The organism is bacterium SCSIO 12844, from assembly GCA_024397935.1.
In the GTDB taxonomy this organism is placed as follows: Bacteria; Pseudomonadota; Gammaproteobacteria; order Francisellales; family Francisellaceae; genus M0027.
Genome location: CP073743.1, coordinates 2,554,167 through 2,580,481, shown reverse-complemented (window position 1 = coordinate 2,580,481; position 26,315 = coordinate 2,554,167). Strand labels below are relative to the sequence as shown.

The window sequence follows — 26,315 nt, the reverse complement described above, 5'->3', positions numbered from 1 at the left end:
ATATAGCCAAGGGTAAAAGCGCAAACGGTGGATGCCTAGGCAATTGGAAGCGAAGAAGGACGTGTAAGTCTGCGAAAAGCAACGGGGAGTTGGCAAAAGAGCGTTGATCCGTTGATGTCCGAATGGGGGAACCCATCCACTGTAAGGTGGATATTCTAATCTTTGATTGGAAAGCGAACGCAGGGAACTGAAACATCTAAGTACCTGTAGGAAAAGAAATCAACCGAGATTCTCTTAGTAGCGGCGAGCGAACGGGGATTAGCCTTGTATGATTTATAATTGATGTTAGTGGAATAAGTTGGGAAGCTTAACGATAGAGGGTGATAGTCCCGTACACGAAAGTATTGATTAGGAACTAAGCATACGAATAAGTAGGTCGGAACACGAGAAATTTTGACTGAAGATGGGGGGCCCATCCTCCAAGGCTAAATATGACCAATTGACCGATAGTGAACCAGTACCGTGAGGGAAAGGCGAAAAGAACCCCTTTAAGGGGAGTGAAATAGAACCTGAAACCGTTTGCGTACAAGCAGTCGGAGCATTTTTAAGAAATGTGACGGCGTACCTTTTGTATAATGGGTCAGCGAGTTATTTTCAGTGGCAAGGTTAAGCGAATAGTGAAGCCGAAGGGAAACCGAGTCTTAATAGGGCGTCTAAGTCGCTGGGAATAGACCCGAAACTGTAGCGATCTATCCATGTCCAGGGTGAAGGTTGGGTAACACCACCTGGAGGCCCGAACCCGGTAATGTTGCAAAATTATGGGATGAGATGTGGATAGGAGTGAAAGGCTAAACAAGCACAGAGATAGCTGGTTCTCCCCGAAATCTATTTAGGTAGAGCCTTATAAGTAACTCATCGGGGTAAAGCACTGTATCGGCTAGGGGGATATTCGTATCTTACTGAACCGATGCAAACTCAGAATACGATGAAGTTTAATTATAGGAGACACACGGTGGGTGCTAAGGTCCATCGTGGAGAGGGAAAAAGCCCAGACCGCCAGCTAAGGTCCCCAATTGTTTGCTAAGTGGAAAACGAAGTGTGAAGGCAGAGACATCCAGGAGGTTGGCTTAGAAGCAGCCACCCTTTAAAGAAAGCGTAATAGCTCACTGGTCGAGTCGGCATGCGCGGAAGATTCAACGGGGCTAAAGCAAACAACCGAAGCTGCGGCAGTACTTTAAGTACTGGGTAGGGGAGCGTTCTGTAAGCCGATGAAGGTGTGTTGAGAAGCATGCTGGAGGTATCAGAAGTGCGAATGCTGACATGAGTAACGATAAATAAGTGAGATTCTTATTGGCCGGAAGTCTAAGGTTTCCTACGCAATGTTGATCAACGTAGGGTTAGTCGGCCCCTAAGGAGTAGCCGAAGGGCGAATCCGATGGGAAACGGGTTAATATTCCCGTACTTATTGTGTTAGTGATGTTGTGACGGAGAAAGCTAGATCATCCTGGTGAATGGTTATCCAGGTGAAAGTATGTAGTTTGGCATAGTAGGCAAATCCGCTATGTTATAGACGAGATACGAGACGAAGTAAAACTTAGGTTTTACGAAGTGATTGATGCTCGGCTTCCAGGAAAAGCAGCTAAACTTATAGCACAAGAAACCGTACTGTAAACCGACACAGGTAGACAGGTAGAGAATACTAAGGCGATGAGATAACTCAGGTGAAGGAACTAGGCAAAATGACACCGTAACTTCGGGAGAAGGTGTGCCCACATTATGTGATGAGATTTACTCTCTAAGCAGAAGTGGGTTGCAAATACCAGGTGGCTGCGACTGTTTATTAAAAACACAGCACTCTGCGAACTCGTAAGAGGAAGTATAGGGTGTGACGCCTGCCCGGTGCTGGAAGGTTAATTGAAGGGGTTAACGTAAGTGAAGCTCTGGATCGAAGCCCCAGTAAACGGCGGCCGTAACTATAACGGTCCTAAGGTAGCGAAATTCCTTGTCGGGTAAGTTCCGACCTGCACGAATGGCGTAACGATGGCCACACTGTCTCCACCTGAGACTCAGTGAAATTGAAATCGCAGTGAAGATGCTGCGTACCCGCGGTTAGACGGAAAGACCCCGTGAACCTTTACTACAGCTTTGCACTGGACTTTGACCCTATCTGTGTAGGATAGGTGGGAGGCTTAGAAGTATAGGCGCTAGCTTATATGGAGCCAACCTTGAAATACCACCCTGGTATGGTTGAAGTTCTAACTTAGGTAGAAATACCAAGGACAGTGTATGGTGGGTAGTTTGACTGGGGCGGTCTCCTCCTAAAGAGTAACGGAGGAGTACGAAGGTGCACTCGGTATGGTCGGAAATCATACCAAGAGTATAAAGGCATAAGTGCGCTTGACTGCGAGAGTGACGGCTCGAGCAGGTACGAAAGTAGGTCTTAGTGATCCGGTGGTTCTGTATGGAAGGGCCATCGCTCAACGGATAAAAGGTACTCCGGGGATAACAGGCTGATACCGCCCAAGAGTTCATATCGACGGCGGTGTTTGGCACCTCGATGTCGGCTCATCACATCCTGGGGCTGAAGCAGGTCCCAAGGGTATGGCTGTTCGCCATTTAAAGTGGTACGCGAGCTGGGTTTAGAACGTCGTGAGACAGTTCGGTCCCTATCTGCCGTGGGCGTCGGATGTTTGAGAGGATCTGCTCCTAGTACGAGAGGACCGGAGTGGACGTACCTCTGGTGTTTGGGTTGTGTCGCCAGATGCATTGCCCAGTAGCTATGTACGGAAGGGATAACCGCTGAAAGCATCTAAGCGGGAAGCCTCCCTCAAGATAAGACATCCCGGGAATTTATTCCCTTAAGAAACGTTCGAGACTAGGACGTTGATAGGCTGGGTGTGTAAGTGCAGCAATGTATGAAGCTAACCAGTACTAATGATTCGAGTGAATTGGTTATATCAGTAGACTAGATTGTTAAGGGTCAAACCTAAAAAGTTTCCCGGTGAGTATAGCGAGTGTGAACCACCTGATTCCATGCCGAACTCAGAAGTGAAACCACTTTGCGCCGATGATAGTGTGGCAGTTGCCATGTGAAAGTAGGGCATTACCGGGGATTTAATTCAAAAAGCCTCCTTCATTGGGGGCTTTTTTGGTTCTGATATCTAAAATGGGGGGAGTATAATGAAAATTCACACAATAGTTGATGAAAATAATGAACAATATCGTAAGCCATTTTTTGATTCACTAGGCAATCATGAAATAATTAATCAATCACCTAGTTTATATATAGAGTCACAGTCGATAACTGGGCTTCAGTGGTTAAATAAATTGAAAACACGTAGTTTAGATGATAAAGAAAAAGCATATTTAGATACAATGATGTCCATTGCTGAAAAGTGTCAAATCTTGGCGATTCCTGCAGGTGGGTGGAGTGGACTATCTAGCCAAAATTATAAAGATCATAGAAATGATACATTATTACATTTACATAAGCCTGAAAAAATGTCTGATAAAGAATTAGCTGATTTAACAGCAATCTATTGTCATAAACAATTGAGGCACCCAATCATTGGAGAGTGTCATGGATTGCAGGCATATCATCTATATCATGGTGGTGAAATACTTGTTTTTAAAACAGGTATCAAATTGAGATGTTTAGAAGATCCAAGTTTAGTATTAATTGATGGTGTCTTTCAACATGAATCTCAAAAATGTCAAATGGCAAAAGATGCTAGTTGGCATCAAGATTGGAATCATAATACCTATGCCATATCATCAGATAATATTAACTATCAAGATGTAAAGACTTCTCACCCTTTACAGTCAAAAGATTTAACATGGATAGCTGAACCATGTCCAATTAGACCAACTATTGGTGGAATACATGCTATCAATGGTCTTAATCATTGGGTAAGTAAACATAATGGTGGGTTTAAGATAGCAATAAAAGACCAAGTTGAAATTTTAGGTGCTTATGTTAATAGAGATGACGAATCTGATTTAGATTATGAAAGTGATGGTGAAAGGGGTGATCTAATAAATTATAAAAGTAGATTATCAAAAATTGAACTAGCTGCTAGTTGGGCTAAAATCTATGAAAGTGTAGATAACATGTTTAGAAAATATAAGCCTATCATATTAACAGTTCATTTTAATACATCTCTTTCAATGACTGAATTAGAAAGTGACTTTAAACAAACAATTTTCAAACATATTGCAAGAGCTTATATAGAAGAAATTCCGGGGGATATCATTACGCGTATACAACATAATAATGATTATTTAACGCAATATCATCCTTCTAAATCAACCAATATTGAGCCTGGATTAAAAGAAATAAAATCAAGAGTCGGTAAATTCACATTAAATACTAATATTTTCTTTAATAAAAATTTAAATATTAATGAAAGGTCATTGTCTGAGAATGAGTTATGTAGAGATTAGTGTTGATATAAAAATGATTGTTGATTTATTTTTTCAAACTGCATAATCATAGCATTTACTTGATCAGCTACTTCTAAAGAAATAATATGTCCAGCACCAATGATTTTTGCATATTGTAATTGAGGTGTTAGTTGTTTGAATAAATCTAAATTAGTAAGACAATTGGTTGCTTGTATATATAAAACTGGTAGTTTTAACTGATTTAATGTAGATTTTATTGTCCTTTGATCTATTGCAATCATATTTTCAAAACACCCTGACCAAACATACTCTGGTGTATTTAACATAGTATGTAATAATTTTGACTTATGTTGATCTGTTTTTAAAAAGCTGTTATCTGCAATTTTATTGATACATTGAGTAAAATTAGTTTTTAACTCATTTTTATATTCAATCATTGTTGCTAACATGTCTTTTGAGTAAAGTAATCCTGAGTCAAGTAAAATGATTGAAGATATAAGTTTCGGGTAATGATATGCAAGATCAACGGCAATATTACCCCCCATACTTGCACCAATAGCTGTTATATTTTGTAAATCTAGTTTTTTGATAAGATAAGCTAAATCATTTGCAAAACCATTAATTGAATAGTTTTTCTGTGGTTTGTCACTTTCACCATGACCTTTTAAATCAACTGCAACAACACGAGCGAATTTTGATAAATAATGATATTGTGGTAATAGCTGTTGGTGATTAGCTCCAGTACCATGTATTAGTAGGAATGTTTTATTGCCTTTTTGAGAGTCAATATAATTAATTTGGTAATGGTTAATTGATAATTTATTCATGTTTATTATTCCTCATTTTTTATTTTATATATTGATTATACTATTAATCAATAAATGGAATAATATCTCATTTATTCAAAATATTATTGCATAAAATGCAACAATTGATGCGGTAAATTTATAGCTGATTTTCTTGGTGTTTATATAAATGTACATCGGTTTGAGGGAAGGGAATATTGATATGATTTTCATCGAGTAAATTTTTAGCAGATTCTAAGAGAGCCCATTTAGTGCTAATTGCATCAGCTCTCATCGTCCAATAGCGTAGTAATAGATCAACACTACTAGCAGATAATGCATTAACAACCACCACAGGTTGAGGGTCATTTAGTATAGAGTCTGTCTGATTAAGTAGCGTCACTAAAATCTGTTTTGCTTTATTAATATCATCTCCATAGCCAATACCAATAATTAGATCAGTACGACGTTTATCTTCAAAAGAAAAATTTGTTATTGTGCTAGATAGTACATTGCCATTAGGAATGGTTACTTTTTGATTTTCAGTTGTCATTATTTCTGTAAAAAATAATGTAATTCGTTTGACTGTACCTGAAGCATTTTTATTAATATCTATAAAGTCACCAATATGAAATGGGCGAGTGGCTGCTAAAATCATACCAGATGCAAAATGATTTAATGAGTTACGTAGGGCAAATGCAATGGCAAAAACAGAAGCTGTGAAAACGCCAATCATACTTGCTGTTGGTACGCCTAACTTAGATAAAGCAGCGATCAGTGCTAGAATAATAACCGTATAAAATAAAATTCGAGCAATAAAGTTAGTTAGTATTGGTTCAACTTGAGCTTTAATCATGAGTTTTTTAACTAGGTAACGAATGAATTTAGCAACAATAATACCTACAATAAAAATAATTAATGCATAGAGTAAATTACTACCTATAGTTAAGCTTGAATTTAGTATGTATTCTTTTGTGATTAATGTTGTATCAACAGTTGGATCTGCAGCTGCCATGCGTTATATGCTCCCTAATGATATAGTCTATGATTGTATTATGCGCAAAAATTAGCTTAATGATCAAGCCTGTAGCAAATCATATTCATTTTAGCATTCGTGTCTTTGAATTTTTTTGCTACAATAGAGCATCCTTAGAGATGACTAAACATTAAGTTGAGTTAATTATGTGTGGAATTGTTGGCGTTTTATCTTATCAAAATGTAAATCAAGCATTGTTTGATGCATTGACGGTTTTGCAGCATCGAGGTCAGGATGCAGCAGGTATATTAACATGTGATCAGCGAGTGATGGCATTAAGAAAAGCTCGAGGCTTGGTTGTAGAAGCAATTAGAACACGTCATATGTTACGACTAAAAGGTAATACAGGAATTGGCCATGTTCGCTATCCAACCGCTGGTTCTGATAGTGATGCTGAATCACAACCATTTTATGTCAACTCACCTTATGGTATTGCATTGGCACATAATGGTAACTTGACCAATTCAATTAGTTTAAGAGAAGAGTTAAATCTTGTTGATAAACGTCATATTAATACGACTTCAGATTCAGAAGTTTTATTAAATGTATTAGCTGCTGAATTAACCAAAGAAGATGTTTCAATTACGGACTTAAAGGCAGAGCACTTTTTTCATGCAATGGAGAATGTATTTAAACGCACACGTGGTGGCTATGCTGTTTGTGGTGTTATTGCGGGTGTTGGTTTATTTGCTTTTCGTGATCCTTATGGTATCCGACCATTAGTTTTAGGTGCAAAAACCAATGAAAAAGGGCGTGAAGTTATGGTTGCTTCAGAAAGTGTAGCACTTGATTGTGATGGTTATGAAATGCTTGGAGATGTAGCGCCAGGTGAGGCAATATTTGTAGATTTAGATGGCCATATTCATCGTAAAGTTTGCACTGAAACTCATCAGTTGATTCCTTGTATATTTGAATACGTTTATCTGGCAAGGCCAGACTCTGTGATTGATGGTGCATCTGTTTATCATACACGTTTAAGAATGGGCGAGAAAGTAGCAGAAAAACTGTTACGTATTATGCCTGAACATGATATTGATGTAGTAATTCCTGTGCCAGATTCTGGCAGGCATGCAGCTTTAAGTATTGCTGATACATTAAATCTACCCTATCGTGAAGGGTTTGTTAAAAACCGTTATGTTGGGCGAACGTTTATTATGCCAGGACAGAGTGAGCGTACTAAATCAATACGTAAAAAATTAAATACAATGGCATGTGAGTTTCAAGGGCGTCATGTGTTATTGGTTGATGACTCTATCGTAAGAGGTAATACCTCTCGTAAAATTATTGAAATGGCACGTAAAGCAGGCGCTAGAAAAGTTACGATGATCTCAGCAGCTCCGCCAATCCGCTACCCAAATGTTTATGGTATTGATATGCCAACACATGATGAGTTAATTGCTTATAATGCAAAAGATAGTGAAATTGCTGATTTAATTGGCGCAGATGATGTTATTTATCAAGATCTTGATGCTTTGATTGAATCAGTTAGTGAGGAAAATACAACTCTAAAGCAGTTTGAAACTTCAGTATTTGATGGTCAGTATACAACCGGAGATATAAACGAAGACTATTTTGTTGAGTTGGCTAACTTACGCAATGATGGACAACGTCAAGTTACTCGAAGTCTGCTTGATATTCATAACGAAGATTAATGAATATGAAAAAAGTAACTTATAAAGCGTTTGATGATATAGCATCATTTCTACCTTGTGATACGCCAGATAGTTGGGTTGAAGCAGCATTAGAAAATCAAGAAGTTATGCTAATTGATCATGCTAATTGTGAGAAAAAGGCAGCATCGAGTGCTTTAAGTTTAATGTATCGTTATCAAGAAGAGTCACAACTTTCCTTAAGAATGAGCAAAATTGCAAGAGAAGAGCTAGTACATTTTGAACAAGTTATGGCAATTTTAAATGATAGAAATATACGCTATCAATATATAAGTCCATCACGTTATGCACAAGGTCTAAGAGAGTTAGTAGCCAAACATGAACCTCAGAAATTGGTTGATACATTAATTGTTGGTGCGTTTATTGAAGCACGTTCATGTGAGCGCTTTAGCAAAGTAGCACCTTATTTAGATGATTTATTAAAGAAATTTTATCAAGGATTACTAGCATCAGAGCGACGTCACTTTAGTATTTATTTAGATTTTGCTCAAAAATATTCAGATTGTGATATTACACCTCGAATTGAGCTTTTTGCAAATAAAGAAAAAGAGCTTATTCTCTCACAAGATGAGATATTCCGCTTTCATAGCGGAATACCTAGGTTATTAAGTTAGGGTAATGTTCTTATGAAGCGACTTTAATTTTTTTAGGTTTCATAGCTTCTGGAACTTCACGCATTAAGCTGATATTTAAGATGCCATTTTCTAGTTTTGCATCAGTTACTTTGACATGGTCAGCTAGTTCAAATGTTTGACTAAATGAGCGCTCAGCAATACCACGATGTAAAAATTTACGTTCACTTTGTTTAGATTGCTCAGCATGTGTGCCTTTTACAACTAGCTTGCCATCATGCCAGGTAATATCAATTTCATCTTCTTTAAAACCGGCGATTGCCATGCTAATTAAGTAATCGTTATCTCCAAGTACTTCAATATTATAGGGAGGATAACCATTATTATTACTTTGAAAGTCAGAGTTCATCAAATCAAATAAACGATCAAATCCGACGGTACTTTTAAAAAGAGGTGATAAATTAAAATTTGTCATGTTGTTTCTCCTATTATTTAGCGAGTTTTAGTTTAAGCTTTTAAAGCCTTATTGTTTGCACCCATAATCGGCGTGCAATTAATATATTTGGGCTTTAAGTTTATTTTTCAAGTAAGTGTTAGCTAAAAGATAGTTAATGATGGCCACAGTGGCATTCAAATTAAGGAAATGCTAACCTTAAAAGAGTAGATTATTAAATGGTTTGGAATAAAAATGCTAAAGCGTATAGGCAGTGTAGTTTTAATTACCTATTTTGTCATCTTAGTTGCAGGTTGTGCTACAGCACCACCTAAAACGGTTAAAAATGCTTGCGCCATTGTAAATGAGTATCCTAGTTGGTATTACGATGCATTAGATTCATATAAAAAGTGGGGTGTGCCTATTAGCGTTCAATATGCAATTATAAGGGCTGAATCAGATTTTAGATCAGATGCACAACCACCAAGAGATTATGCTTTAGGCTTTATACCATGGGGTAGGGTAACCAGTGCTTATGGCTATGCACAAGCAGTTGATGGCACTTGGGATTGGTATAAAAAATCAACAGGCAATAGTAGCGCATCCAGAAGTGATTTTAGAGACTCTGTTGATTTTATTGGTTGGTACAGTAATTATATATCTAAGGTTACAGGCATTAAAAAAACTGATACTTATCATTTATATGTTGCCTATTGGCTAGGACCAGGAAATTATAGTAATGGTAGTTATAAGTCCAATCGACAAGTACTTAATAAAGCTAAAAAAGTTCAAAGTTGGGCTTGGCAGTATGCCAGTCAGTTAAAACGATGTGATATTCCTAAAAAAAGCAGTTCTTGGTTTTTTTAAAGGACAATAATTAAAAAGGATTGCAAAATGATAATGTATACATTTAAAACACCAATTCGTTGGATGGATATGGATGCTTATGGCCATGTAAATAATGGCCGTTATTGTGATTTTATGGTTGAGGCTCGTTTTCATTGGTTTAATCAGATTGAATCATTAAAACAGTGGATTGAAAAAGATCAAATTCAATTTGTTATGGTTAAGCAAACAATTGAGTATATAAAACCGTTTACCTTTCCTGGTGAAATTGAGGTTGTTCAACTACTTAAAACCATTGGTAGAAGTAGTGTTGAACTAGATTATAATTTAAATTTAGTATCTGATCAGTCAGGTAGTTATGCTAAAGCTTATGCTAAGCTTGTTGCTTTTAGCCTGTTAACCAAAAAATCTATGATGATTCCTGATGAGATTAAACAACAATTATTAGAAGTTGCAAATTATTAAACAGTTAATACATCTTGATTTTGATATTTATGACTACAAAGTTCACTTGCTGTTATCTTTTGATATCGCTTAGCTTTAGTTAAATTTCCAGAATGTTTGAGTGAATCAACGATGCTATCTAACACTTCTTGGATTATACGTCTTATATGTGCAGTTGATTCAACTGAACCTATGCCTTTTTGTTTAGGTATTAATGGAATATTTTCACTTTTATAGGGTAATGGGCTAAGTGATAAATAACTACGCCAGCGTTTTAAAGCATTTAATGAAGCTTCATCAAGCCTTCTTTTATATTTATTATTTAGTGTAATATACCAGTAGTTATTGCTATCTTTAGTAATATCGCTCATTAAAGGTGTGCGATAGTGCTTAGTAACTAACTCTGATGGTTTAATACCCATATTAATCATTAAATTTAAAATAAAATAAGCGCGTTCATACAGTGCTGGATTTTTATCTGCTAAGTATTTACTAGATGATAAAATTTCATTTAAATCTTGTTGATTAAGCTTAATATTTTTACTAGTTGTTTTTGCACTTAAGTTATAATTTTGCCTTAAAAGAATGGTTGGATTTTGTTTAATATATTGTTTTTTAATGAGAAAATTAAAAAATGTACTTAATATCATAATGATTTCTTTAACTGAATTTTGGCCAATTTTAAATGAATGAATAGAAGCCATTTTACCTTCTTTATGTTCACTTTTTGATAAAATACTAACAAATGGACGCCAGTGTGGATTAGGTATTCTAGCATCATTAACACTAATGAATTTATTAACTTTTTTAGTGCTAATCCATGATTTTGGAGGTGTTTTGCAAAACTCAATATAATTAATTAAATCATTCAATGATAACTTCTCTAAGTCTTTATCTGCAATTAACCAGCTCCAGTGTAATAATCGTTCAATTTCTCTTCTATATGAGGTATAGGTACCTTCACTTCTTGAATTTAATTGTAAAAATAATTTAGCTTGTTCAAAATCACCTTGATTTTTAATAGCAAGATGAGCGTAATCTTTTAACTTAAATAGTTGTTTTCTGGTATCAAATAATGCTGATGGTGTTACAGTTGTCATATTTATATTCATGATTATCCCCTTACCTTTGATAATTAAAATAAGTGGTATAATTATTAGACATATAAAATGAGCTGGCTATTTACATAATGTTTGATTTTTTAAATTGACATTTCATTTGTTTTTGTGTAAGGGATCTAAGCAATAGATTATTCGGGTAGTAATATAATATTTTTTTGATAAAAACAACTGGTTGAAGAGGATAGTATGCTAAGACGGCAAATCGCAATAACACTTTGGGCTTCTCAATTTACGATGAGCTTGCACGCCAGTGTAATAATATAGATTCCCTTGTGTTGGTAATGTTCCCTCATCACACCAGTTGTGTATTTAATTATATCAAAATAAATCGAAAATTGCTTATAGTATTTTAAGCTTAATGTTTTTATGGGTGATTTCTCAAATAAATAAGAGATATTTTCTATTTGATTAAATTAAGTCCTATGTGAAAATATACTTGCAACCCCCTAAAATTAGGAAAGAGCGAATTTCTTAAGGAATTAAAGAATAATCAAACAAGGATGTTGATATCGCTCTTACCTACTTTCTTTAAAGTTTAGTCTAGTTTGATCGATTAACAGCAAGCTCAGCTAAAGAGATTAGTGCATCTTTATAAGGTGATGGTGTTAAGTCTTTAATTGCATCTTTGGCTTTTTGTGCATATTCCAGCGCATAGTTAAGTGTATAATCAATACCTTGGTATTGTTTAATCAGGTTAGTAATTGTATTTATTTGTTCTAGTGCACCATTTTCAATTGCAGAATCTATTAATGCAACAGCATCATTATCAGCTTTAGTTTTTGTATAAATAAGCGGTAATGTTGGTTTACCTTCTGCCAAATCATCACCAAGATTTTTGCCTAGTTCATCTTCAGATGCGGTATAATCGAGTACATCATCAGCTAGTTGGAATGCAATACCTAAATTTTTGCCATATTCAATCATTGCATGGTGATCTGAAGTATTACTGATAACGGCAGAAATATGGCATGCAGCCTCAAATAATTTAGCTGTTTTACAGTAAATAACGTCAAAATAGTTCGTTTCAGTGACTTGGGGGTTATGACAGTTCATCAGCTGTAGAACTTCACCTTCGGCAATTTTATTTGTTGCTGAAGATAGTATTTGCATAATTTCCATAGAATCAAGCCTGACCATAAGTTCAAATGCTCTGGAGTATAAAAAGTCACCGGTTAAGACGCTAACAGAGTTACCAAATAAGGCGTTTGCTGTGTCTTTACCACGGCGCTTATACGAGTTATCAACCACATCATCATGTAGTAATGTTGCTGTATGGATAAATTCTATAATCGTTGCAGCAAGTATATGTTTATCACCACGATAACCTAGAGCTTTGGCACTTAGCATTGTAATTAAGGGACGCAAACGTTTGCCGCCACTTTGAATAATATGATGGCCAATTTGGTTAATTAGCACCACATCTGATTCTAAATGTTTGATAATTTCACGGTTATTTTGTCGAATATCATCAGTTATTAAAGATTTTATTGCTTCAAGTGTCATTTTTTATTATCAACATCAACTTAAATGGATTGCCTACAGCATATGAAAGTGTACCATGAAGGTCAAGTAATCTCGCTTTATTATTTTAGAGTAGATATCATTTTATTGTGATTATCCTTAAGATTTGTCCATTGAATTACAAAGATTCGTGCTTAAGATGCTAATTGATTTTATTTGCTAAAGCGAGTATGATAAATGATCGGTAAAAGCGGCTTATTATATGGCTGCTTTTTTGTTTTATTAGTATGTAGATAAAGGCTCAAAGTAAAGGAGTTAATTGGAGATGCAACGCATTCCTATGACAGTCAATGGTGAAAAACAATTAAAAGATGAATTGGAAAAGTTAAAATTTGAAGTCCGTCCTCAAGTTGTTGAAGCGATTGCTGAAGCTCGAGCGCATGGAGATTTAAAAGAAAATGCAGAGTATCATGCAGCAAGAGAGCAGCAAGGTTTTGTAGAAGGGCGCATTCGTGATATTGAGTCTAAACTTGCTAATGCACAGGTAATTGATGTAGCTAACATACCAGCAAATGATAAAGTGGTGTTTGGCTCAACAATTACATTACTCAATTTAGATAATGATGAAGAAAAAATTTATCAAATTGTTGGTGATGATGAAGCCGACCTCAAATTAAATAAAATTTCAGTTTCTTCGCCGATTGCAAGGGCATTAATTGGTAAGTTTGAAGGAGATGTTGTTGAAGTGACAACACCAGCGGGTGTTACAGAGTATGAAATTTCACAAGTTCAATATGTTTAAGTGAAATAAATTTTTTATCAATAATTCTAGTCTATAATTAAAAAGATTCTCTCTGCAATTTTATTATAAGCTGTGGAAAGTAGGTAGTTTTTAGCTATTTTAATTAATAGTTTAAACTTAGAGGAAGGTAATTGATGAAAAATGGTACACATAGACTTCAGAAATTAATTTTGCGTTACTCGATTTTAGCAATTGTATTGGTTTCTGTGATTGTTGCCTGTATTTCAATCTATCCTTTATATTCTAAGTTACGACAAACAGAACAACAAGGCCTTATTTTTGCAAGAGATACAAGCGTATTAATTGTTAATGAATACTTATCTCGAATTAAGGATATTGCTCGACAAGTTTCAAGTCGTACTAAAGCAAAACAGTTATTAGAAGATTATCAAAAAGGTAAAATTACAAAAGCTGATATGCAAAAGTACTTAAATACGATATTAGAAGCAGCATTAAAAGGTAGCCGACAATTAGTTGGTATTACAAGAATTGATCTTAAAAATGAAGTTATGGCAAGCGTTGGCCAACCCATTACTTCTGATTTTAAATATGACCTAAAAGAAAATAGGTTATATTTATATGGGCCTTTTGTAAGAGATAATCATTATTATGTTTTACTTTCATCGCCTATATTTAACCAAAATAATCAGCCAATTGGTATTGACCTTACTTTGTTTGATATCGACTCTCTTCAAGAAAATATTTATCAAGAAATACATCATAAACTTGGAGAAATCGTAATTGCACGTATTGATAATAATCAGCTAATTGATGTGTTTTTCCCGATTAAAACACCATGGGTAAATAGTGATTCGTCAGATAATAAATTACAGAGTTTATTAGGGCGCGCACTGCAAACTAAAGCTGTGGGAGTTGAACTTAAAGATATTAATAATCAAAATGTATTTATTGCTTATGCACCACTTCATCAAGCAAAGTGGGCCGTGGGCGTTATTATTAAGCAGTCAACTTTATTTGCATCCATACAAGTTATATTATGGGTTATTATAAGTATTATCATTATTATTGTAATTTTGTTTGTTCTTGGATTAAGTTTATGCCTACGCCCATTATCAGGTCGAATCATAATGAACACAAATGAATTAAAACAGCAAATTCAGAAGAGTCAAAAAGAACTGGAAGAAGCTAATAAAAAGTTAAATCATTTAGTTATTATAGATCCTTTAACTCAAGTTCTAAATCGCAGAGGGTTTAAAGAAGCATTCAAAAATGAATTATCACTTGCGAAACGTCATGGCTTATCTTTAGCTGTACTTTATATTGATCTTGATAATTTTAAACCCATTAATGATCAATATGGCCATAAAGCTGGTGATATCTTATTACAGACTTTTACAAACCGCATAAAAGAGAATATCAGATGTGAAGATAAAGTTGCACGTTTAGGTGGTGATGAATTTGTCGTACTTGCACCACATGCAACAAAAAATGATGCGATAAGTATTATTGAGAAGCTTTATAAGGCAGTAATTTCTATGCCAATTAAATATGAGCAACAAGCCATTGAATATTCAGCTAGTTTTGGCTATTCAGTTTACCCAGCTGATGGTGAAGATGTCGATCAGTTATTGAAGGTAGCTGATCAGAGAATGTATCAAGCTAAGAAAGAGAAAAAGTGAAGCTAATAATAAAAAGGTCTATAAGCCACACCCATAGGGCCAGGCACAGCCTAAAGCAAACTTTTCATAATAGTTTTCATTATCATCAGGTTGTGAATTTTTTAGACTAACGACAACTTCGTTAATCGATTGAGCACCTTGATAATCATTTGGATTAAACATTCGTTGTTGTATTTTATCTTCGAGTGTTTTAACTTTTTGAATATCTTGATGTTCTAAATTAATTAAGTCTTTTTTAGTACTAAAAATACAAGGTTGACACTCTAATGATCGATGATTTAACAAGGGAATTGATGTTTCATTAATTAAGTAATCACGTTCGCTTTGGGAATGTTGAAAAAGTGGTTGCCAGATTACTCTATCATCATAATGCTCACTTTCATAAACATACTCTTCTAACATTGCTTGTGATTGAGACATACTACGTCGATGCGGTAATAAGATAATTGAAGACTCATCTTCATCATTTTCTTCCAACCAATTTAAAATAGGGATACCCTTTAATAATCCAGGACACCATTGAAAACGGATACTTGGAAATTGTTTTCTGTCTTTAACAAGTGTTTCAAATCCAGCGTTTGCTTTTAAGATATGAAGTGGTATTTCTAGTCGATTTAACCAATTTTGAACGAGTGATATTCGTTGATGCCAATTTGAGGCAGCCCAACCAGTATCAACATATAGAACCTGTAGATTAGATAAGTTTTGTTTAGATGCCCATTGTATTAAAGCAATTGAATCATCACCAAAATTTGCAATTATGACATGCATTTTTATCTAAATTCCTACTGTTTTTCGAATGTCATTTAATAATGGTCTTGCAATTGCACGTGCTTTTTCACTACCTTCTTTTAAAACAGCATCAATTGCTTTTTTATCATTGATTAATTCAATATAGTGTTTATATGGTTCAGCAAGGTTAATAGAAATTTTTTCATATAAAATTTGCTTCATTTCACCCCAACCAATACCCTCTGCATAACGCTTAGCAATTGCCTGTGCTTCACTTTCACTGGCAAATGCCTGATATAAGTTAAATAAGGTACAATCTGTTGTTTCTTTAGGTTCTTCAGGTGGTTGGGAATTGGTTACAATTTTCATAATTAGCTTACGCATCTTCTTAGGTTCTATAAAGATGGGAATCGTATTTTGATAGCTTTTTGACATTTTTCTGCCATCTAATCCGGGTAGTGTTTGTGTTTTTTCTTCAACAAGTGCTTCAGGCGCTGTTAGTAGCTCTTTTTGATAGATATGATTCAATCTATTGGCAATATCTCTTGCAATTTCAATATGTTGGATTTGATCTTTACCAACAGGAACTAAATTAGTATGAAAAGCTAAAATGTCCGCAGCCATTAAGATGGGGTAGTTGAATAAGCCCATGGTAATACCAGCATCAAGATCTTGTTTATTAGCTTCTTCATTTTGTGCAACTAATGCTTTATAAGCATGAGCGCGATTGAGTAATCCTTTAGCAGCAACCGTATTTAATATCCAGGTTAATTCAAGAATCTCAGGGATATCACTTTGACGGTAGAAAATTACATTTTTAGGATCTAAGCCACAAGCAAGCCAAGTTGCAGCAACACCATAAATATAATCTTGACGTAACTTAGGATCCCATAATTTAATTAAAGAGTGATAATCAGCAATAAAATATCGTGCTTGGTAATTTGGATTATTGGCTAAATCAAGTGCAGGTTTAATTGCACCCATATAATTACCTAAATGAGGAATCCCTGAAGGTGTGATGCCAGTTAATACAATTTGTTTAGAACTCATAAAGTGTTTAAATCCTTCTATATAGCAATTAAGAGATTATATCAATAAATAGAATGCTTATTCTAGCGTTCGTTTTTGGGTTTTCGAGATAAGCGTTTGCGATCACTTTCACTTAAATGTTTTTTTCTAAGGCGAATATAGCTTGGTGTGATTTCTACTAATTCGTCATCGTTGATAAATTCTAGTGCACCTTCTAAGGTCATTTTGATTGGTGGTGTTAAAATAATATTCTCATCTTTGCCTGCAGCTCTAACATTAGTTAGTTGTTTTTCTTTGGTAACGTTAACGGTTAAATCATTATCACGAGAATTCATGCCGACAATCATGCCTTCATAAACTTCAGTTTGTGGGTCAATAAATAATTTGCCACGCTCTTGTAAATTAAATAAAGCAAAGCCAGAGGCCTTGCCTGCACCATTAGAGATTAAAGCACCATTGCGCCTAGATTCAATAGAGCCCTTAATTGCTGGGCCATAATGATCAAATACATGGTGCAAAATGCCGGTGCCTGATGTCATCGTTAAAAACTCAGTGTGAAAACCAATTAAGCTTCGTGATGGGATAATATACTCTAGTCGAACTCGACCTTTTCCATCTGGGACCATGTCTTTTAATTCGCCTTGGCGTTCACCTAGTTTTTCCATTACAGAACCTTGATAGGTATCATCAACATCAATAGTTACATGTTCATAAGGTTCGCAAAGTGCGCCATCGATTTCTTTAATAATTACTTCAGGTCGAGACACAGCAATTTCATACTGTTGGCGACGCATATTTTCCAAAAGAATCGATAGATGTAATTCACCACGCCCTGAGACTTTAAACTTATCTGGGTTATCTGTTGGTTCAACTCGTAAAGCAACATTAGTTAATAACTCTTTTTCTAAGCGTGCTGCAATTTGACGTGAAGTAATATATTTACCATCTTTTCCGGCAAACGGTGAATCATTGACTTGAAATGTCATGGTAATGGTTGGTTCATCAACGCTTAATGATGGTAAGCTTTCAGGTGTCGCTGGATCACATAAGGTATCTGAGATTTTTAACTCTTCAATTCCAGTAATACAAACAATATCACCTGCAAATGCTTCAGCTACTTCTTTTCTTTCTAATCCCATATGGCTAAAGACTTGTAGAATTCTCCCCTGACGTTTACTGCCATCAGCATTAATAATGCTAACAGGCATATTGGTTTTGGCAACACCACGAGTAATACGTCCAATGCCGATAGTGCCTACATAATTAGAATAATCTAATGTGGTAATTTGCATTTGAAATGGCCCATTTAAGTCAACTTGAGGTTGTGGTACTTCATCAACAATCATCTGAAACAATGCATCCATATTATCGGTTTTATTTTCATGATCCATTGTTGCAAAACCTTCTAATGCTGAAGTATAAACAACAGAAAAATCTAACTGCTCATCTGTTGCACCTAAGCGATCAAATAAATCAAAAACTTGATCCATAACCCAGTCGGGACGGGCGCCAGGGCGGTCAATTTTATTAATAACAACAATTGGCTTTAAACCTTGTTCAAAGGCTTTTTTAGTAACAAATCGTGTTTGTGGCATAGGGCCATCAACCGCATCTACCAATAGTAAAACAGAGTCAACCATTGATAAAATACGTTCAACTTCACCACCAAAGTCAGCATGTCCTGGGGTGTCAACAATGTTAATATGATATTCACCCCATTGAATGGCTGTATTTTTAGCTAGAATAGTAATACCACGTTCTTTTTCAAGATCATTGGAATCCATTACACGTTCAACGGGTTGATTGCGTGTATTTAACGTGCCAGACTGTTGTAATAGTTTATCGACTAATGTTGTTTTACCATGATCAACATGGGCAATAATGGCAATATTGCGTAATTTATCTACCATAAGGATATGCCTTAATCTATAAAAATTGATAATAAGTTGTTAAATTGATTGCTCTTACTTAAAATGTAGCTAAATTGTACTGATTTATAAAATTTAATCAATTGAAAAGCTCAAAAAGCAAATTTAAAATGAAATTATCGGTTATTTTGGATATCTTTATCAAGTGGCTTGGCTTTTAGTGTTGTTGAATCAAAAGCAGTAATCATAACGCGATTTCCTGATTTTAATGACGCATTGACTTCAACACGCCATTGAGTATCACCAATTTTAGCTTTAGCATAGCCATTGGTAACATCCGTTAGTAGTGTTGCTTCTTTGCCAACATATTGACTTAAGCGGACATTTAAATTTAGGGCAGCTTTATTTTGTTTGCTCATTTTATAGCTACGATAAATTTTATACCAAATTAAACAGCTAATGATAGCTAAAATGGCCGCAATAATAACCTGAGCCCAAGTATCAAGACCTGGATAAATCCAAGTAATTACAGCCATTACAACCGATGCGATAGCAAAAAATAAGAAAAAGGCTGTAAATGATAATAATTCAACGATTAAAAATATGCCGCCTAAGATTAGCCAGTGCCAAAATATCATATGTTAATCCTATATTATTTTGTGATGTTCGTTACATTAGATTGTAGATTAATTTGTTTTAAAAGTTCGCTAATGCCACCGACAGAGCCAATAATACCACTAGAATCAACCGGCATCATGATGGTTTTTGAATTATCAGCAGATGCAATATTACCTAAAGCTTTAATATAATCTTGAGCAATAAAAAATTGAATTGCTTCAAGACGACCTTCGCTAATGGCTTTTGATACATATCCTGTCGCTGCGGCTTCTGCTTCAGCTAAACGTTCATTAGCTTCTGCTTGTCTATACTGAGCTGCCTTTTCACCTTCAGCATTTAATTCAAGTGAGCGCTTTTCGCCTTCAGCTTTTAAAATTTCAGATTGTTTTTGTCCTTCAGCCTGTAAAATATTAGATTGCTTTATGCCTTCGGCTTTTAAAATTTCAGCACGTTTTTCCCGTTCGGCTTTCATTTGTTTTGCCATAGAATCTAGTAGGTCTTTAGGTGGTTGAATATCACGGATTTCTACACGAACAATTTTTACACCCCATGGATCAGTTGCTTCATCTAATACACGTAATAGCTTTGCATTAATAGCATCACGATTGGAAAGCATTTCATCTAAATCCATAGCACCTAGAACGGTACGGATGTTCGTGATAATTAGATTGTCAAGGGCGAAAACAAGATTGTTAATCGTATAAGTTGCACGTTTGGCATCTAATACTTGAAAGAAAGCAACACCATCAACTTCGACACTAGCATTATCTTTACTGATAATTTCTTGTCGAGAGACATTCAGTACACATTCTTTCATATTCATTTTGTTCGCAACTCGATCCATAATTGGAATAATTATATTTAAGCCGGGCTTTAGTGTTTTTTGATAGCGGCCAAAGCGCTCAACAACACACTCAAAACCTTGAGGTACAACTCTAACAGCGAATACAATAACAAATGCAATTGCAATGACAATGACAATTGCAAAAATAACGTTAGGAGTAAACATCAATTAATATTCCTTCTATTACTTAAAATTACTAGCTTTGAGAGTATATCATAAGCTTTGGCTGTAATATAGCCAAATTAATTGCAGCAAATGCTTGCAATAATACTAAAATATGATAATGTGCGTTGTAAATATAATTTAAAATAGGAAATACTTGTGAGTGAGCAAAAAGCATTAGTTGGTGTTGTCATGGGTTCTCAATCTGACTGGGAGACGATGAAGCATACAACAGAGACGTTAAAAGCATTAGGCATTGAGTATCAAGTGCAAGTTGTATCAGCACATAGAACACCAGATTTGTTATTTGATTATGCTGAAAATGCAGAAAATAAAGGTATAGAAATCATTATTGCAGGTGCTGGGGGTGCCGCTCATTTACCAGGGATGTTGGCCGCTAAAACACATTTACCTGTATTGGGGGTGCCAATTCAGTCAAAAGCATTAAGTGGTCAGGATTCTTTATTATCTATTGTGCAAATGCCTGCAGGTATTCCAGTTGGGACATTGGCAATTGGTAAGGCAGGTGCAGTAAATGCAGCATTATTAAGCGCTAGTATATTGTCAAATTCATATTCGGATATTAAAGAAGCAATTAAAAATTACCGATTGAATCAAACACAAAATGTTTTAAATAATTTAGAGCTTGAGTAAGGTTAATATTAAAAATAGAGCAACTAGGGGAGCATTATAATGAAACAAACAAAAAAACTAGTATTAGGGCTTATCGTTTTAGCCTTTAGTTCAGTAAGTTTTGCATCAGAAACAAAATTACCAACACCACAACCAAAATTTGAGCCTGATGCACAATACCAAGTAGAAAAATATACATCGAATCAAATTATTGTTGAGGCTTTAAAAGGCTTTAAGGGTGGGCTTGTCAATTTAGAAAAAGAGCTAAAAGGTAAAAAAGTGGATGTGGCACAAGTTACCTTATTATTAAATGCTATCCAAGCTCGTCAAAACCAGATGGTTATTCTTCAGAATCAACGAATCATCAATCAAAATCAAAAAATTATCCAATTATTGGAAGCGCAAAAAAATTCTTTAAAAAATGCGCCTTAAGCTTATTGACAAGCGCAAGCAGAGCGCGTAAGATTACGCTTCGTTGGCGGAGCATAGCGCAGCTTGGTAGCGCATCTGTTTTGGGTACAGAGGGTCGGGGGTTCAAATCCCTCTGCTCCGACCAATCTAAAGTCTTTTTAGTTAAGGCTTTAACGGCAGAATAACAATGCGCCCGTAGCTCATCTGGATAGAGCATCGGCCTTCTAAGCCGAGGGTAGCAGGTTCGAATCCTGCCGGGCGTGCCATCTATAAAGATACGATGGTGGTCGTAGCTCAGTTGGTAGAGCCCCGGATTGTGATTCCGGTTGTCGTGGGTTCAAGTCCCATCGATCACCCCAAATACGCGGAAGTGGCGAAATTGGTAGACGCACTGGATTTAGGTTCCAGCGGGTAACCCCCGTGAGAGTTCGAGTCTCTCCTTCCGCACCAAAATTATTTTTTTATTTTTCAGTTTTACTATTGGTATACTTTTAAGATAATACTTAGTATTATTTTGTGAGGTAATTGATTATGATTTCTGAAAAAGTTGCAACAAAAATTATATTTGAAAATGAAAAGATCCGTGTTTGGGAAATGACGCTTGAGCCAGGAGAAATTTTTCCAGAACACTATCACCGCCTACCATATTTGGTTTATGTTTATGAAGCTGCTCCACTAGAGTTGATTAGCCAAGATGGAGAAAAAGAAATTATAGAAACTGAAGTTGGTGGGGCTTATTGGTTAGAAGCAGGTGAGACTCATTCAGCAAAAAATATTGGTACGACAAGGTTTAGAGAAGTATTAGTTGAGATTAAATGATTAGAGTTCTATACCAGATTTGACTGTAGTGTCTTTCATATCCATTGAATAGTCTGCAATAATATTTCTTATCGGGTTTATAATTTTTGGTTGTTTTTGAGGAGTGTCACAGTAGTGATTAACTATCACTGAGATGTCTTTGTCATTAATTAAGATGTTATTGATAGTATTTTCAAGAGATTCAAACAGTTTACTGATTTTAGGTGTTTCTTGTTTTTTTAATCCTGCAAGCTCGCTTATGCATTTTTTTCCATTATTGTGTATTAATGCAGCATATACTAAAGTGGCAGTTAGCTTGTTGATTAATGAGTTTGCTTCTAAATTCTGATTAATTGGCCATGTTGTGTCAAGAAGATAATAATCTAACTCAGACATGTCATTTTTTTCAGTCGTTTGAAGAAAATTAGTAATTGACGAATCAATTATATTTTCAATTGTCTTTTTTTGTTTATCAGTTAATTTATTATCTTTAATCATGGCATGTAACTGTTTTAATTGATTTTTAAATTTCTCTGTCCTTTCGTTAATTGTAGGCATGAAATTTCCTTTAGTATTTATGTTGAAAGTAGTAATTGCGGAGTATAAAGACATGAAAAAATTGTACTACTGATATTAAAATCAGCAAGTTATGTTTAATTTTTTGTGTGATTGTGCTAAAATTCTTATGCTATGTTTTGTCAATATGAAATTTTATAATCCTGTAGCTTTTGAAAATCAGGGAAAAAATATTCAATATTTAGAAAGTCAGCTTGGTAAGTGTGAAGCGATACTTAATCATAAGCATTCTAATTGTGTCAAATCAGCTCATGCGCCTTCGCATTTTTCAGAACAAACAAGCCATAGTCAAAAGCAGGTTCAGATAGAGTTTAATGGTTAAGATTGAGATGGAATTTTCTTACAAGAGTGAATAACAGCAATAATAATAAAGCCAATACCAACAAGGCCTGTTAACCATTCAGGGACATGCATAAAGATTTTAATTAGCATGATAACAGCTAAAAAGCCAATGGCATAATGAGCACCATGTTCAAGGTAGCGAAAACGACTTAAGGTTTTATGGGCAACAAGATAAAGTGTTAAAGAGCGCACAAACATAGCACCAATGCCTAAACCAATCATAATAATAATAATGTTTGTAGAAATAGCAAATGCACCGATAACCCCATCGAAGCTAAAAGAAGCATCTAAAACTTCAAGATAGATAAATCCAGCTAAACCATTACGCATTGCACCTTCTGTCACATTGCCACCAACTAAATGATTAATGACATGAAGTGCTTCATGTACAATAATACCAATAAGATAAGCCATCATAATTCGATAAATATCTAAGCCATCAAGGTAAGATATAGCGCATAAAATAATACCAATAATAACAGCAATAGTAATACTTGCGCCTTTAACACGGCGAAGGTAATTAATAATAAAACTATTTTCAATTGGTTTAATCCACTTATATTCATGATCAGAGAGTAAAAAGCGGATAAACACCATTAATAAAAATGCAGCACCAAAGCTAGAGATCATAGGAAAGCCTTCTTCTAGAGCTTGTTGGTATACAGCTGGATGATTAAGCGCTGCATCAATGACTTTCGTTAATGACATAGTGGTTGTCAGATTAACTAATATAATTGGGAAAACAAGACGCATACCAAAAACGGCAATTGGTAGTCCAATCCATATAAATAGCTTTTGCCATAAAGGAGGCATTTGCTCTAATACTTTGGCATTAATTACCGCGTTATCAAAGCTTAAAGATATCTCTAATATCGCTAAAATAACAACAAGATAAAGCACAAGCAATGTAGGGCGTTCAACATAATAGATCGCAGCAATGATACCGACTAGGGTGACAAAAAACGACCCATAAAAATAACGTAAGTGCTTTAACATCTAATTAACACATCCTTTACTAAATTTCATTGGCATATCATAACATACACGTTATGATAACCAAAACAACTATGCTAACGAATAAACAAGTTTAAAAAATACATGTGGTATTTAACTTTAATTATCATTTTACTAGTCATTGTCATCGCTTTGATTTGGCTAAAAAGTGCAAAAAGACGTGAGTATGCGGTTAATGTTGCCAGAAGCTATTGCCATAAACATAACTTACAATTTTTAGATGATTCTGTTGTTTTAAAGTCATGGTATATGAGTAAGAGTTTATCAGGCAAACGTATTATGGTACGTATTTATCAATTTGCATGTAGTAGCGAAGGAATAGAGCGAATTTATGGTGTTATTATATTTAATGGTAACTTATTGAAAGATGTCTATCTTGAAGATAAAGCCATTGATCATACAGAACGTTTATTTAAGGATAAATCTAATTTATCTGATGCGAGTATGAAAGAAGATAATGTTATTGTATTTCGTCCTCGTTCGGAACAGAAAAAGGATAAATTATAATGAAACTGTATCAGTTTCCACGCGTTGATAATATGCCAAGTATCAGCCCATTTAGTATGAAGTTGGAAAGCTATCTAAAGGCAATGGATATATCTTATCAATTAATAGAGACCTTTGACCCAAGAAAGTCACCAACGGGTAAAATACCATTTGTTGATATAAATGGTAAAATTATCGCAGATAGTGGTTTAATTATCTCAAAATTAGAAGCTCAAGCACAATCACCAATGCAAGCTAGTTTATCTACGACTGAAAAAGCAATTTCTTTAGCTTTCATTCGTTTAATGGAAGAGCATTTATACTGGGTAATACTATATTCAAGATGGATTGATGATAAAGGTACTGCTATTTGGGCTGATAAAATACAAGAAGCCATGGGATTATCAAAACTTGCATTTAAATTAATTTTCTCAGGTGTTAGAAAAAATATTGAAAAAAGCCTGCAATCTCAAGGTATGGGACGTCATAATAAAGCAGATTTATATGCATTAGCTCAAGATGATATCAGAAGTGTTGCAGATTTTTTAGGTGGGCGTGATTTTTGTTTTGGTAGTGTGCCAACATTAATGGATCACTGTTTGTATGCCTTTATTTGTTCTATTATTTGTGTTACTTGGAATTATCCATTAAAAGCGTTTACTCTAAAGTGCCAAAATTTGATAGATCACTTTAATCGAATGATGGGACTATATTATCAGGAGTATACAGTTACAGATTGTCTAATAGAAAAAAAACTCGAGGCAAATTCATGATAGATAAATTGATAGCATTTCAAGGTGCGCATGGTGCTTATTCAGAGGAAGCATTAAGACATTATTTTGGCAATGACGTTGAGGGCTTACCCTGTGAGAGCTTTGCTGAGGTATTTGATATGGTGACTAAAGGGCATGCAACGCATGGAATATTACCAGTTGAGAACTCATTAGCAGGTTCAGTAATTCAAGCATATGATGAATTATTAAAGCATTCATTGTCTATTCAAGCTGAAGTAATATTAAGAATTGAGCATAATCTATTGGCATTGCCAGGCGTTAGTATTGATGATGTTAAAACCGTATTGTCACATCCTCAAGCATTAGCGCAGTGTCATGATAATATATTAAAACATGGCCTAAAGCCTGAACCGTACTATGATACAGCAGGCGCTGCAAAATTTATTTCTGAAAGTCGAGATGAAACAGCTTGCGCAATTGCATCACACTTATCGGCTGAGACTTATAATTTAGAGATTTTAAAAGGTGATTTTGAAGATGAAGAATTTAACTTTACGCGTTTTTTTGTATTAGGCAATGATACGATACCGTTTAATGAACATGGTATTTACAAAACATCGATTGCATTTTTAGTAGAGCATCAACCTCAAGCATTGGTTAAAGTATTAGAAGAATTTGCATCACGTTATATTAATATGTCAAAAATTGAATCACGACCATCTAGGGAAGGACCTTGGCGATATATGTTTTTAGTCGATATTATGGGTAATGAAAATCAGCCATTAATTGCAGAAGCACTGAATGCAGTAAAGGCTCAAACACCTTTACTAAGAGTACTAGGTTCTTATCAGGCAGCCAGTTTAAATTAATACTGTAACGTGACTTAGGTTAGCTTATCCTTACAAGGTAAAAGG

General features: G+C 35.0%; 26 protein-coding genes, 4 tRNA genes and 2 rRNA genes. 20 read left to right on the top strand and 12 right to left on the bottom strand.

Annotated features, from left to right (window positions below):
- Positions 1-4 precede the first annotated feature (4 nt).
- The 3 genes from KFE69_11590 to KFE69_11580 all read left to right on the top strand — a co-directional run bounded on the left by KFE69_11590 (position 5) and on the right by KFE69_11580 (position 4,383).
- Positions 5-2,896, top strand: a 23S ribosomal RNA gene (locus KFE69_11590).
- A gap of 41 nt (positions 2,897-2,937) precedes the next feature.
- A 5S ribosomal RNA gene (rrf, locus tag KFE69_11585) occupies positions 2,938-3,052 on the top strand.
- Between the two features lie 68 nt (positions 3,053-3,120).
- A complete protein-coding gene (locus KFE69_11580; protein ID UTW42123.1) occupies positions 3,121-4,383 on the top strand; it encodes a hypothetical protein in 1,263 nt (420 codons plus the stop codon).
- On the opposite strand, the gene KFE69_11575 is transcribed toward KFE69_11580, so the two are convergent.
- A complete protein-coding gene (locus KFE69_11575) occupies positions 4,380-5,171 on the bottom strand; it encodes an alpha/beta hydrolase (GenBank protein UTW42122.1) in 792 nt (263 codons plus the stop codon). The two genes, KFE69_11580 and KFE69_11575, sit on opposite strands and share 4 nt — an antisense overlap.
- Before the next feature lie 118 nt (positions 5,172-5,289).
- Complete coding sequence (locus KFE69_11570; protein UTW42121.1) at positions 5,290-6,144, bottom strand: mechanosensitive ion channel; 855 nt, start codon at positions 6,142-6,144, stop codon at positions 5,290-5,292.
- A gap of 167 nt (positions 6,145-6,311) precedes the next feature.
- Here KFE69_11570 and purF point away from each other — a divergent pair, with 167 nt between their 5' ends.
- Both purF and KFE69_11560 read left to right on the top strand, forming a co-directional pair.
- Positions 6,312-7,817 (top strand): amidophosphoribosyltransferase, encoded by a 1,506-nt coding sequence (purF, locus tag KFE69_11565; GenBank protein ID UTW42120.1) that lies wholly within the window; start codon positions 6,312-6,314, stop codon positions 7,815-7,817.
- A 5-nt stretch (positions 7,818-7,822) separates the two neighbouring features.
- Positions 7,823-8,449 (top strand): tRNA-(ms[2]io[6]A)-hydroxylase, encoded by a 627-nt coding sequence (locus tag KFE69_11560; GenBank protein UTW42119.1) that lies wholly within the window; start codon positions 7,823-7,825, stop codon positions 8,447-8,449.
- 10 nt (positions 8,450-8,459) lie between these two features.
- Here KFE69_11560 and KFE69_11555 read toward each other — a convergent pair whose 3' ends face one another.
- The gene (locus tag KFE69_11555) at positions 8,460-8,882 is read right to left on the bottom strand and encodes an Hsp20 family protein (GenBank protein ID UTW42118.1); all 423 of its coding nucleotides are present in this window, start codon (positions 8,880-8,882) and stop codon (positions 8,460-8,462) included.
- 213 nt (positions 8,883-9,095) lie between these two features.
- On the opposite strand from KFE69_11555, the gene KFE69_11550 reads away from it, so the two are divergent.
- Both KFE69_11550 and KFE69_11545 read left to right on the top strand, forming a co-directional pair.
- On the top strand, positions 9,096-9,707 hold the full coding sequence (locus KFE69_11550) for a transglycosylase SLT domain-containing protein (GenBank protein ID UTW42117.1): 612 nt from the start codon (positions 9,096-9,098) through the stop codon (positions 9,705-9,707).
- Positions 9,708-9,734: 27 nt separating this feature from the next.
- Positions 9,735-10,151: an acyl-CoA thioesterase gene (locus tag KFE69_11545; GenBank protein UTW42116.1), complete on the top strand. Its 417-nt coding sequence runs from the start codon at positions 9,735-9,737 to the stop codon at positions 10,149-10,151.
- On the opposite strand, the gene KFE69_11540 is transcribed toward KFE69_11545, so the two are convergent.
- Both KFE69_11540 and KFE69_11535 read right to left on the bottom strand, forming a co-directional pair.
- Positions 10,148-11,242, bottom strand: a complete 1,095-nt coding sequence (locus tag KFE69_11540) for a site-specific integrase (GenBank protein ID UTW42115.1) — start codon at positions 11,240-11,242, stop codon at positions 10,148-10,150. The genes KFE69_11545 and KFE69_11540 overlap by 4 nt on opposite strands.
- A gap of 549 nt (positions 11,243-11,791) precedes the next feature.
- Positions 11,792-12,754: a polyprenyl synthetase family protein gene (locus KFE69_11535; protein UTW42114.1), complete on the bottom strand. Its 963-nt coding sequence runs from the start codon at positions 12,752-12,754 to the stop codon at positions 11,792-11,794.
- 283 nt (positions 12,755-13,037) lie between these two features.
- On the opposite strand from KFE69_11535, the gene greA reads away from it, so the two are divergent.
- Both greA and KFE69_11525 read left to right on the top strand, forming a co-directional pair.
- Positions 13,038-13,514, top strand: a complete 477-nt coding sequence (gene greA / locus KFE69_11530) for a transcription elongation factor GreA (GenBank protein ID UTW42113.1) — start codon at positions 13,038-13,040, stop codon at positions 13,512-13,514.
- Positions 13,515-13,648: 134 nt separating this feature from the next.
- On the top strand, positions 13,649-15,154 hold the full coding sequence (locus KFE69_11525) for a GGDEF domain-containing protein (GenBank protein UTW42112.1): 1,506 nt from the start codon (positions 13,649-13,651) through the stop codon (positions 15,152-15,154).
- Between the two features lie 18 nt (positions 15,155-15,172).
- Here the strand turns inward: KFE69_11525 and KFE69_11520 are convergent, their stop codons facing one another.
- The 5 genes from KFE69_11520 to KFE69_11500 all read right to left on the bottom strand — a co-directional run bounded on the left by KFE69_11520 (position 15,173) and on the right by KFE69_11500 (position 20,410).
- Positions 15,173-15,925 (bottom strand): phosphoadenosine phosphosulfate reductase family protein, encoded by a 753-nt coding sequence (locus KFE69_11520; protein ID UTW42111.1) that lies wholly within the window; start codon positions 15,923-15,925, stop codon positions 15,173-15,175.
- 6 nt (positions 15,926-15,931) lie between these two features.
- Positions 15,932-16,936 (bottom strand): tryptophan--tRNA ligase, encoded by a 1,005-nt coding sequence (gene trpS, locus KFE69_11515; GenBank protein UTW42110.1) that lies wholly within the window; start codon positions 16,934-16,936, stop codon positions 15,932-15,934.
- Positions 16,937-16,998: 62 nt separating this feature from the next.
- Positions 16,999-18,825 (bottom strand): translational GTPase TypA, encoded by a 1,827-nt coding sequence (typA, locus tag KFE69_11510; protein UTW42109.1) that lies wholly within the window; start codon positions 18,823-18,825, stop codon positions 16,999-17,001.
- A gap of 134 nt (positions 18,826-18,959) precedes the next feature.
- Positions 18,960-19,421: an NfeD family protein gene (locus KFE69_11505; GenBank protein UTW42108.1), complete on the bottom strand. Its 462-nt coding sequence runs from the start codon at positions 19,419-19,421 to the stop codon at positions 18,960-18,962.
- A gap of 14 nt (positions 19,422-19,435) precedes the next feature.
- Positions 19,436-20,410: an SPFH/Band 7/PHB domain protein gene (locus tag KFE69_11500; GenBank protein UTW42107.1), complete on the bottom strand. Its 975-nt coding sequence runs from the start codon at positions 20,408-20,410 to the stop codon at positions 19,436-19,438.
- 189 nt (positions 20,411-20,599) lie between these two features.
- On the opposite strand from KFE69_11500, the gene purE reads away from it, so the two are divergent.
- The 7 genes from purE to KFE69_11465 all read left to right on the top strand — a co-directional run bounded on the left by purE (position 20,600) and on the right by KFE69_11465 (position 22,270).
- Positions 20,600-21,061: a 5-(carboxyamino)imidazole ribonucleotide mutase gene (purE, locus tag KFE69_11495; protein UTW44066.1), complete on the top strand. Its 462-nt coding sequence runs from the start codon at positions 20,600-20,602 to the stop codon at positions 21,059-21,061.
- 39 nt (positions 21,062-21,100) lie between these two features.
- Positions 21,101-21,472, top strand: coding sequence for a hypothetical protein (locus KFE69_11490; GenBank protein UTW42106.1), 372 nt, complete (start codon positions 21,101-21,103; stop codon positions 21,470-21,472).
- Positions 21,473-21,519: 47 nt separating this feature from the next.
- Positions 21,520-21,596 (top strand) — tRNA-Pro (locus KFE69_11485).
- 44 nt (positions 21,597-21,640) lie between these two features.
- A tRNA-Arg gene (locus KFE69_11480) sits at positions 21,641-21,717 on the top strand.
- A gap of 17 nt (positions 21,718-21,734) precedes the next feature.
- Positions 21,735-21,810: transfer RNA gene (locus KFE69_11475), tRNA-His, on the top strand.
- A gap of 5 nt (positions 21,811-21,815) precedes the next feature.
- Positions 21,816-21,901 (top strand) — tRNA-Leu (locus tag KFE69_11470).
- A gap of 81 nt (positions 21,902-21,982) precedes the next feature.
- Entirely contained in the window at positions 21,983-22,270 is a 288-nt protein-coding gene (locus tag KFE69_11465) for a cupin domain-containing protein (protein ID UTW42105.1), read from the top strand.
- On the opposite strand, the gene KFE69_11460 is transcribed toward KFE69_11465, so the two are convergent.
- Complete coding sequence (locus tag KFE69_11460; protein ID UTW42104.1) at positions 22,271-22,807, bottom strand: hypothetical protein; 537 nt, start codon at positions 22,805-22,807, stop codon at positions 22,271-22,273.
- Positions 22,808-22,952: 145 nt separating this feature from the next.
- Here KFE69_11460 and KFE69_11455 point away from each other — a divergent pair, with 145 nt between their 5' ends.
- Positions 22,953-23,147, top strand: a complete 195-nt coding sequence (locus tag KFE69_11455; protein UTW42103.1) for a hypothetical protein — start codon at positions 22,953-22,955, stop codon at positions 23,145-23,147.
- On the opposite strand, the gene KFE69_11450 is transcribed toward KFE69_11455, so the two are convergent.
- Positions 23,144-24,163, bottom strand: coding sequence for a DUF475 domain-containing protein (locus tag KFE69_11450; protein ID UTW42102.1), 1,020 nt, complete (start codon positions 24,161-24,163; stop codon positions 23,144-23,146). The genes KFE69_11455 and KFE69_11450 overlap by 4 nt on opposite strands.
- A 102-nt stretch (positions 24,164-24,265) precedes the next feature.
- Here KFE69_11450 and KFE69_11445 point away from each other — a divergent pair, with 102 nt between their 5' ends.
- Genes KFE69_11445 through pheA form a run of 3 tightly spaced genes read left to right on the top strand, consistent with a single transcriptional unit; the run spans position 24,266 to position 26,270 of the window.
- Entirely contained in the window at positions 24,266-24,688 is a 423-nt protein-coding gene (locus KFE69_11445; GenBank protein ID UTW42101.1) for a DUF3301 domain-containing protein, read from the top strand.
- Entirely contained in the window at positions 24,688-25,440 is a 753-nt protein-coding gene (locus tag KFE69_11440) for a glutathione S-transferase family protein (protein ID UTW42100.1), read from the top strand. Before KFE69_11445 ends, KFE69_11440 begins: the two co-directional genes overlap by 1 nt.
- Complete coding sequence (pheA, locus tag KFE69_11435; GenBank protein ID UTW42099.1) at positions 25,437-26,270, top strand: prephenate dehydratase; 834 nt, start codon at positions 25,437-25,439, stop codon at positions 26,268-26,270. The genes KFE69_11440 and pheA overlap by 4 nt, the downstream gene beginning before the upstream one ends.
- The last annotated feature ends 45 nt before the right edge of the window (positions 26,271-26,315 follow it).

What these genes read in the sequence shown, in the direction of transcription:
- KFE69_11580 (UTW42123.1), top strand. Translation starts at nt 3,121, where the DNA reads ATGAAAATTCACACAATAGTTGATGAAAATAATGAACAATATCGTAAG.
- KFE69_11540 (UTW42115.1), bottom strand. Translation starts at nt 11,242, where the DNA reads ATGAATATAAATATGACAACTGTAACACCATCAGCATTATTTGATACC.
- KFE69_11460 (UTW42104.1), bottom strand. Translation starts at nt 22,807, where the DNA reads ATGCCTACAATTAACGAAAGGACAGAGAAATTTAAAAATCAATTAAAA.
- purF (UTW42120.1), top strand. Translation starts at nt 6,312, where the DNA reads ATGTGTGGAATTGTTGGCGTTTTATCTTATCAAAATGTAAATCAAGCA.
- KFE69_11440 (UTW42100.1), top strand. Translation starts at nt 24,688, where the DNA reads ATGAAACTGTATCAGTTTCCACGCGTTGATAATATGCCAAGTATCAGC.
- pheA (UTW42099.1), top strand. Translation starts at nt 25,437, where the DNA reads ATGATAGATAAATTGATAGCATTTCAAGGTGCGCATGGTGCTTATTCA.
- purE (UTW44066.1), top strand. Translation starts at nt 20,600, where the DNA reads ATGGGTTCTCAATCTGACTGGGAGACGATGAAGCATACAACAGAGACG.
- KFE69_11535 (UTW42114.1), bottom strand. Translation starts at nt 12,754, where the DNA reads ATGACACTTGAAGCAATAAAATCTTTAATAACTGATGATATTCGACAA.
- KFE69_11450 (UTW42102.1), bottom strand. Translation starts at nt 24,163, where the DNA reads ATGTTAAAGCACTTACGTTATTTTTATGGGTCGTTTTTTGTCACCCTA.
- greA (UTW42113.1), top strand. Translation starts at nt 13,038, where the DNA reads ATGCAACGCATTCCTATGACAGTCAATGGTGAAAAACAATTAAAAGAT.
- KFE69_11550 (UTW42117.1), top strand. Translation starts at nt 9,096, where the DNA reads ATGCTAAAGCGTATAGGCAGTGTAGTTTTAATTACCTATTTTGTCATC.
- KFE69_11500 (UTW42107.1), bottom strand. Translation starts at nt 20,410, where the DNA reads ATGTTTACTCCTAACGTTATTTTTGCAATTGTCATTGTCATTGCAATT.
- KFE69_11445 (UTW42101.1), top strand. Translation starts at nt 24,266, where the DNA reads ATGTGGTATTTAACTTTAATTATCATTTTACTAGTCATTGTCATCGCT.
- KFE69_11490 (UTW42106.1), top strand. Translation starts at nt 21,101, where the DNA reads ATGAAACAAACAAAAAAACTAGTATTAGGGCTTATCGTTTTAGCCTTT.
- KFE69_11575 (UTW42122.1), bottom strand. Translation starts at nt 5,171, where the DNA reads ATGAATAAATTATCAATTAACCATTACCAAATTAATTATATTGACTCT.
- KFE69_11465 (UTW42105.1), top strand. Translation starts at nt 21,983, where the DNA reads ATGATTTCTGAAAAAGTTGCAACAAAAATTATATTTGAAAATGAAAAG.
- trpS (UTW42110.1), bottom strand. Translation starts at nt 16,936, where the DNA reads ATGAGTTCTAAACAAATTGTATTAACTGGCATCACACCTTCAGGGATT.
- KFE69_11545 (UTW42116.1), top strand. Translation starts at nt 9,735, where the DNA reads ATGATAATGTATACATTTAAAACACCAATTCGTTGGATGGATATGGAT.
- KFE69_11560 (UTW42119.1), top strand. Translation starts at nt 7,823, where the DNA reads ATGAAAAAAGTAACTTATAAAGCGTTTGATGATATAGCATCATTTCTA.
- KFE69_11570 (UTW42121.1), bottom strand. Translation starts at nt 6,144, where the DNA reads ATGGCAGCTGCAGATCCAACTGTTGATACAACATTAATCACAAAAGAA.
- KFE69_11455 (UTW42103.1), top strand. Translation starts at nt 22,953, where the DNA reads ATGAAATTTTATAATCCTGTAGCTTTTGAAAATCAGGGAAAAAATATT.
- typA (UTW42109.1), bottom strand. Translation starts at nt 18,825, where the DNA reads ATGGTAGATAAATTACGCAATATTGCCATTATTGCCCATGTTGATCAT.
- KFE69_11520 (UTW42111.1), bottom strand. Translation starts at nt 15,925, where the DNA reads ATGCATGTCATAATTGCAAATTTTGGTGATGATTCAATTGCTTTAATA.
- KFE69_11525 (UTW42112.1), top strand. Translation starts at nt 13,649, where the DNA reads ATGAAAAATGGTACACATAGACTTCAGAAATTAATTTTGCGTTACTCG.
- KFE69_11505 (UTW42108.1), bottom strand. Translation starts at nt 19,421, where the DNA reads ATGATATTTTGGCACTGGCTAATCTTAGGCGGCATATTTTTAATCGTT.
- KFE69_11555 (UTW42118.1), bottom strand. Translation starts at nt 8,882, where the DNA reads ATGACAAATTTTAATTTATCACCTCTTTTTAAAAGTACCGTCGGATTT.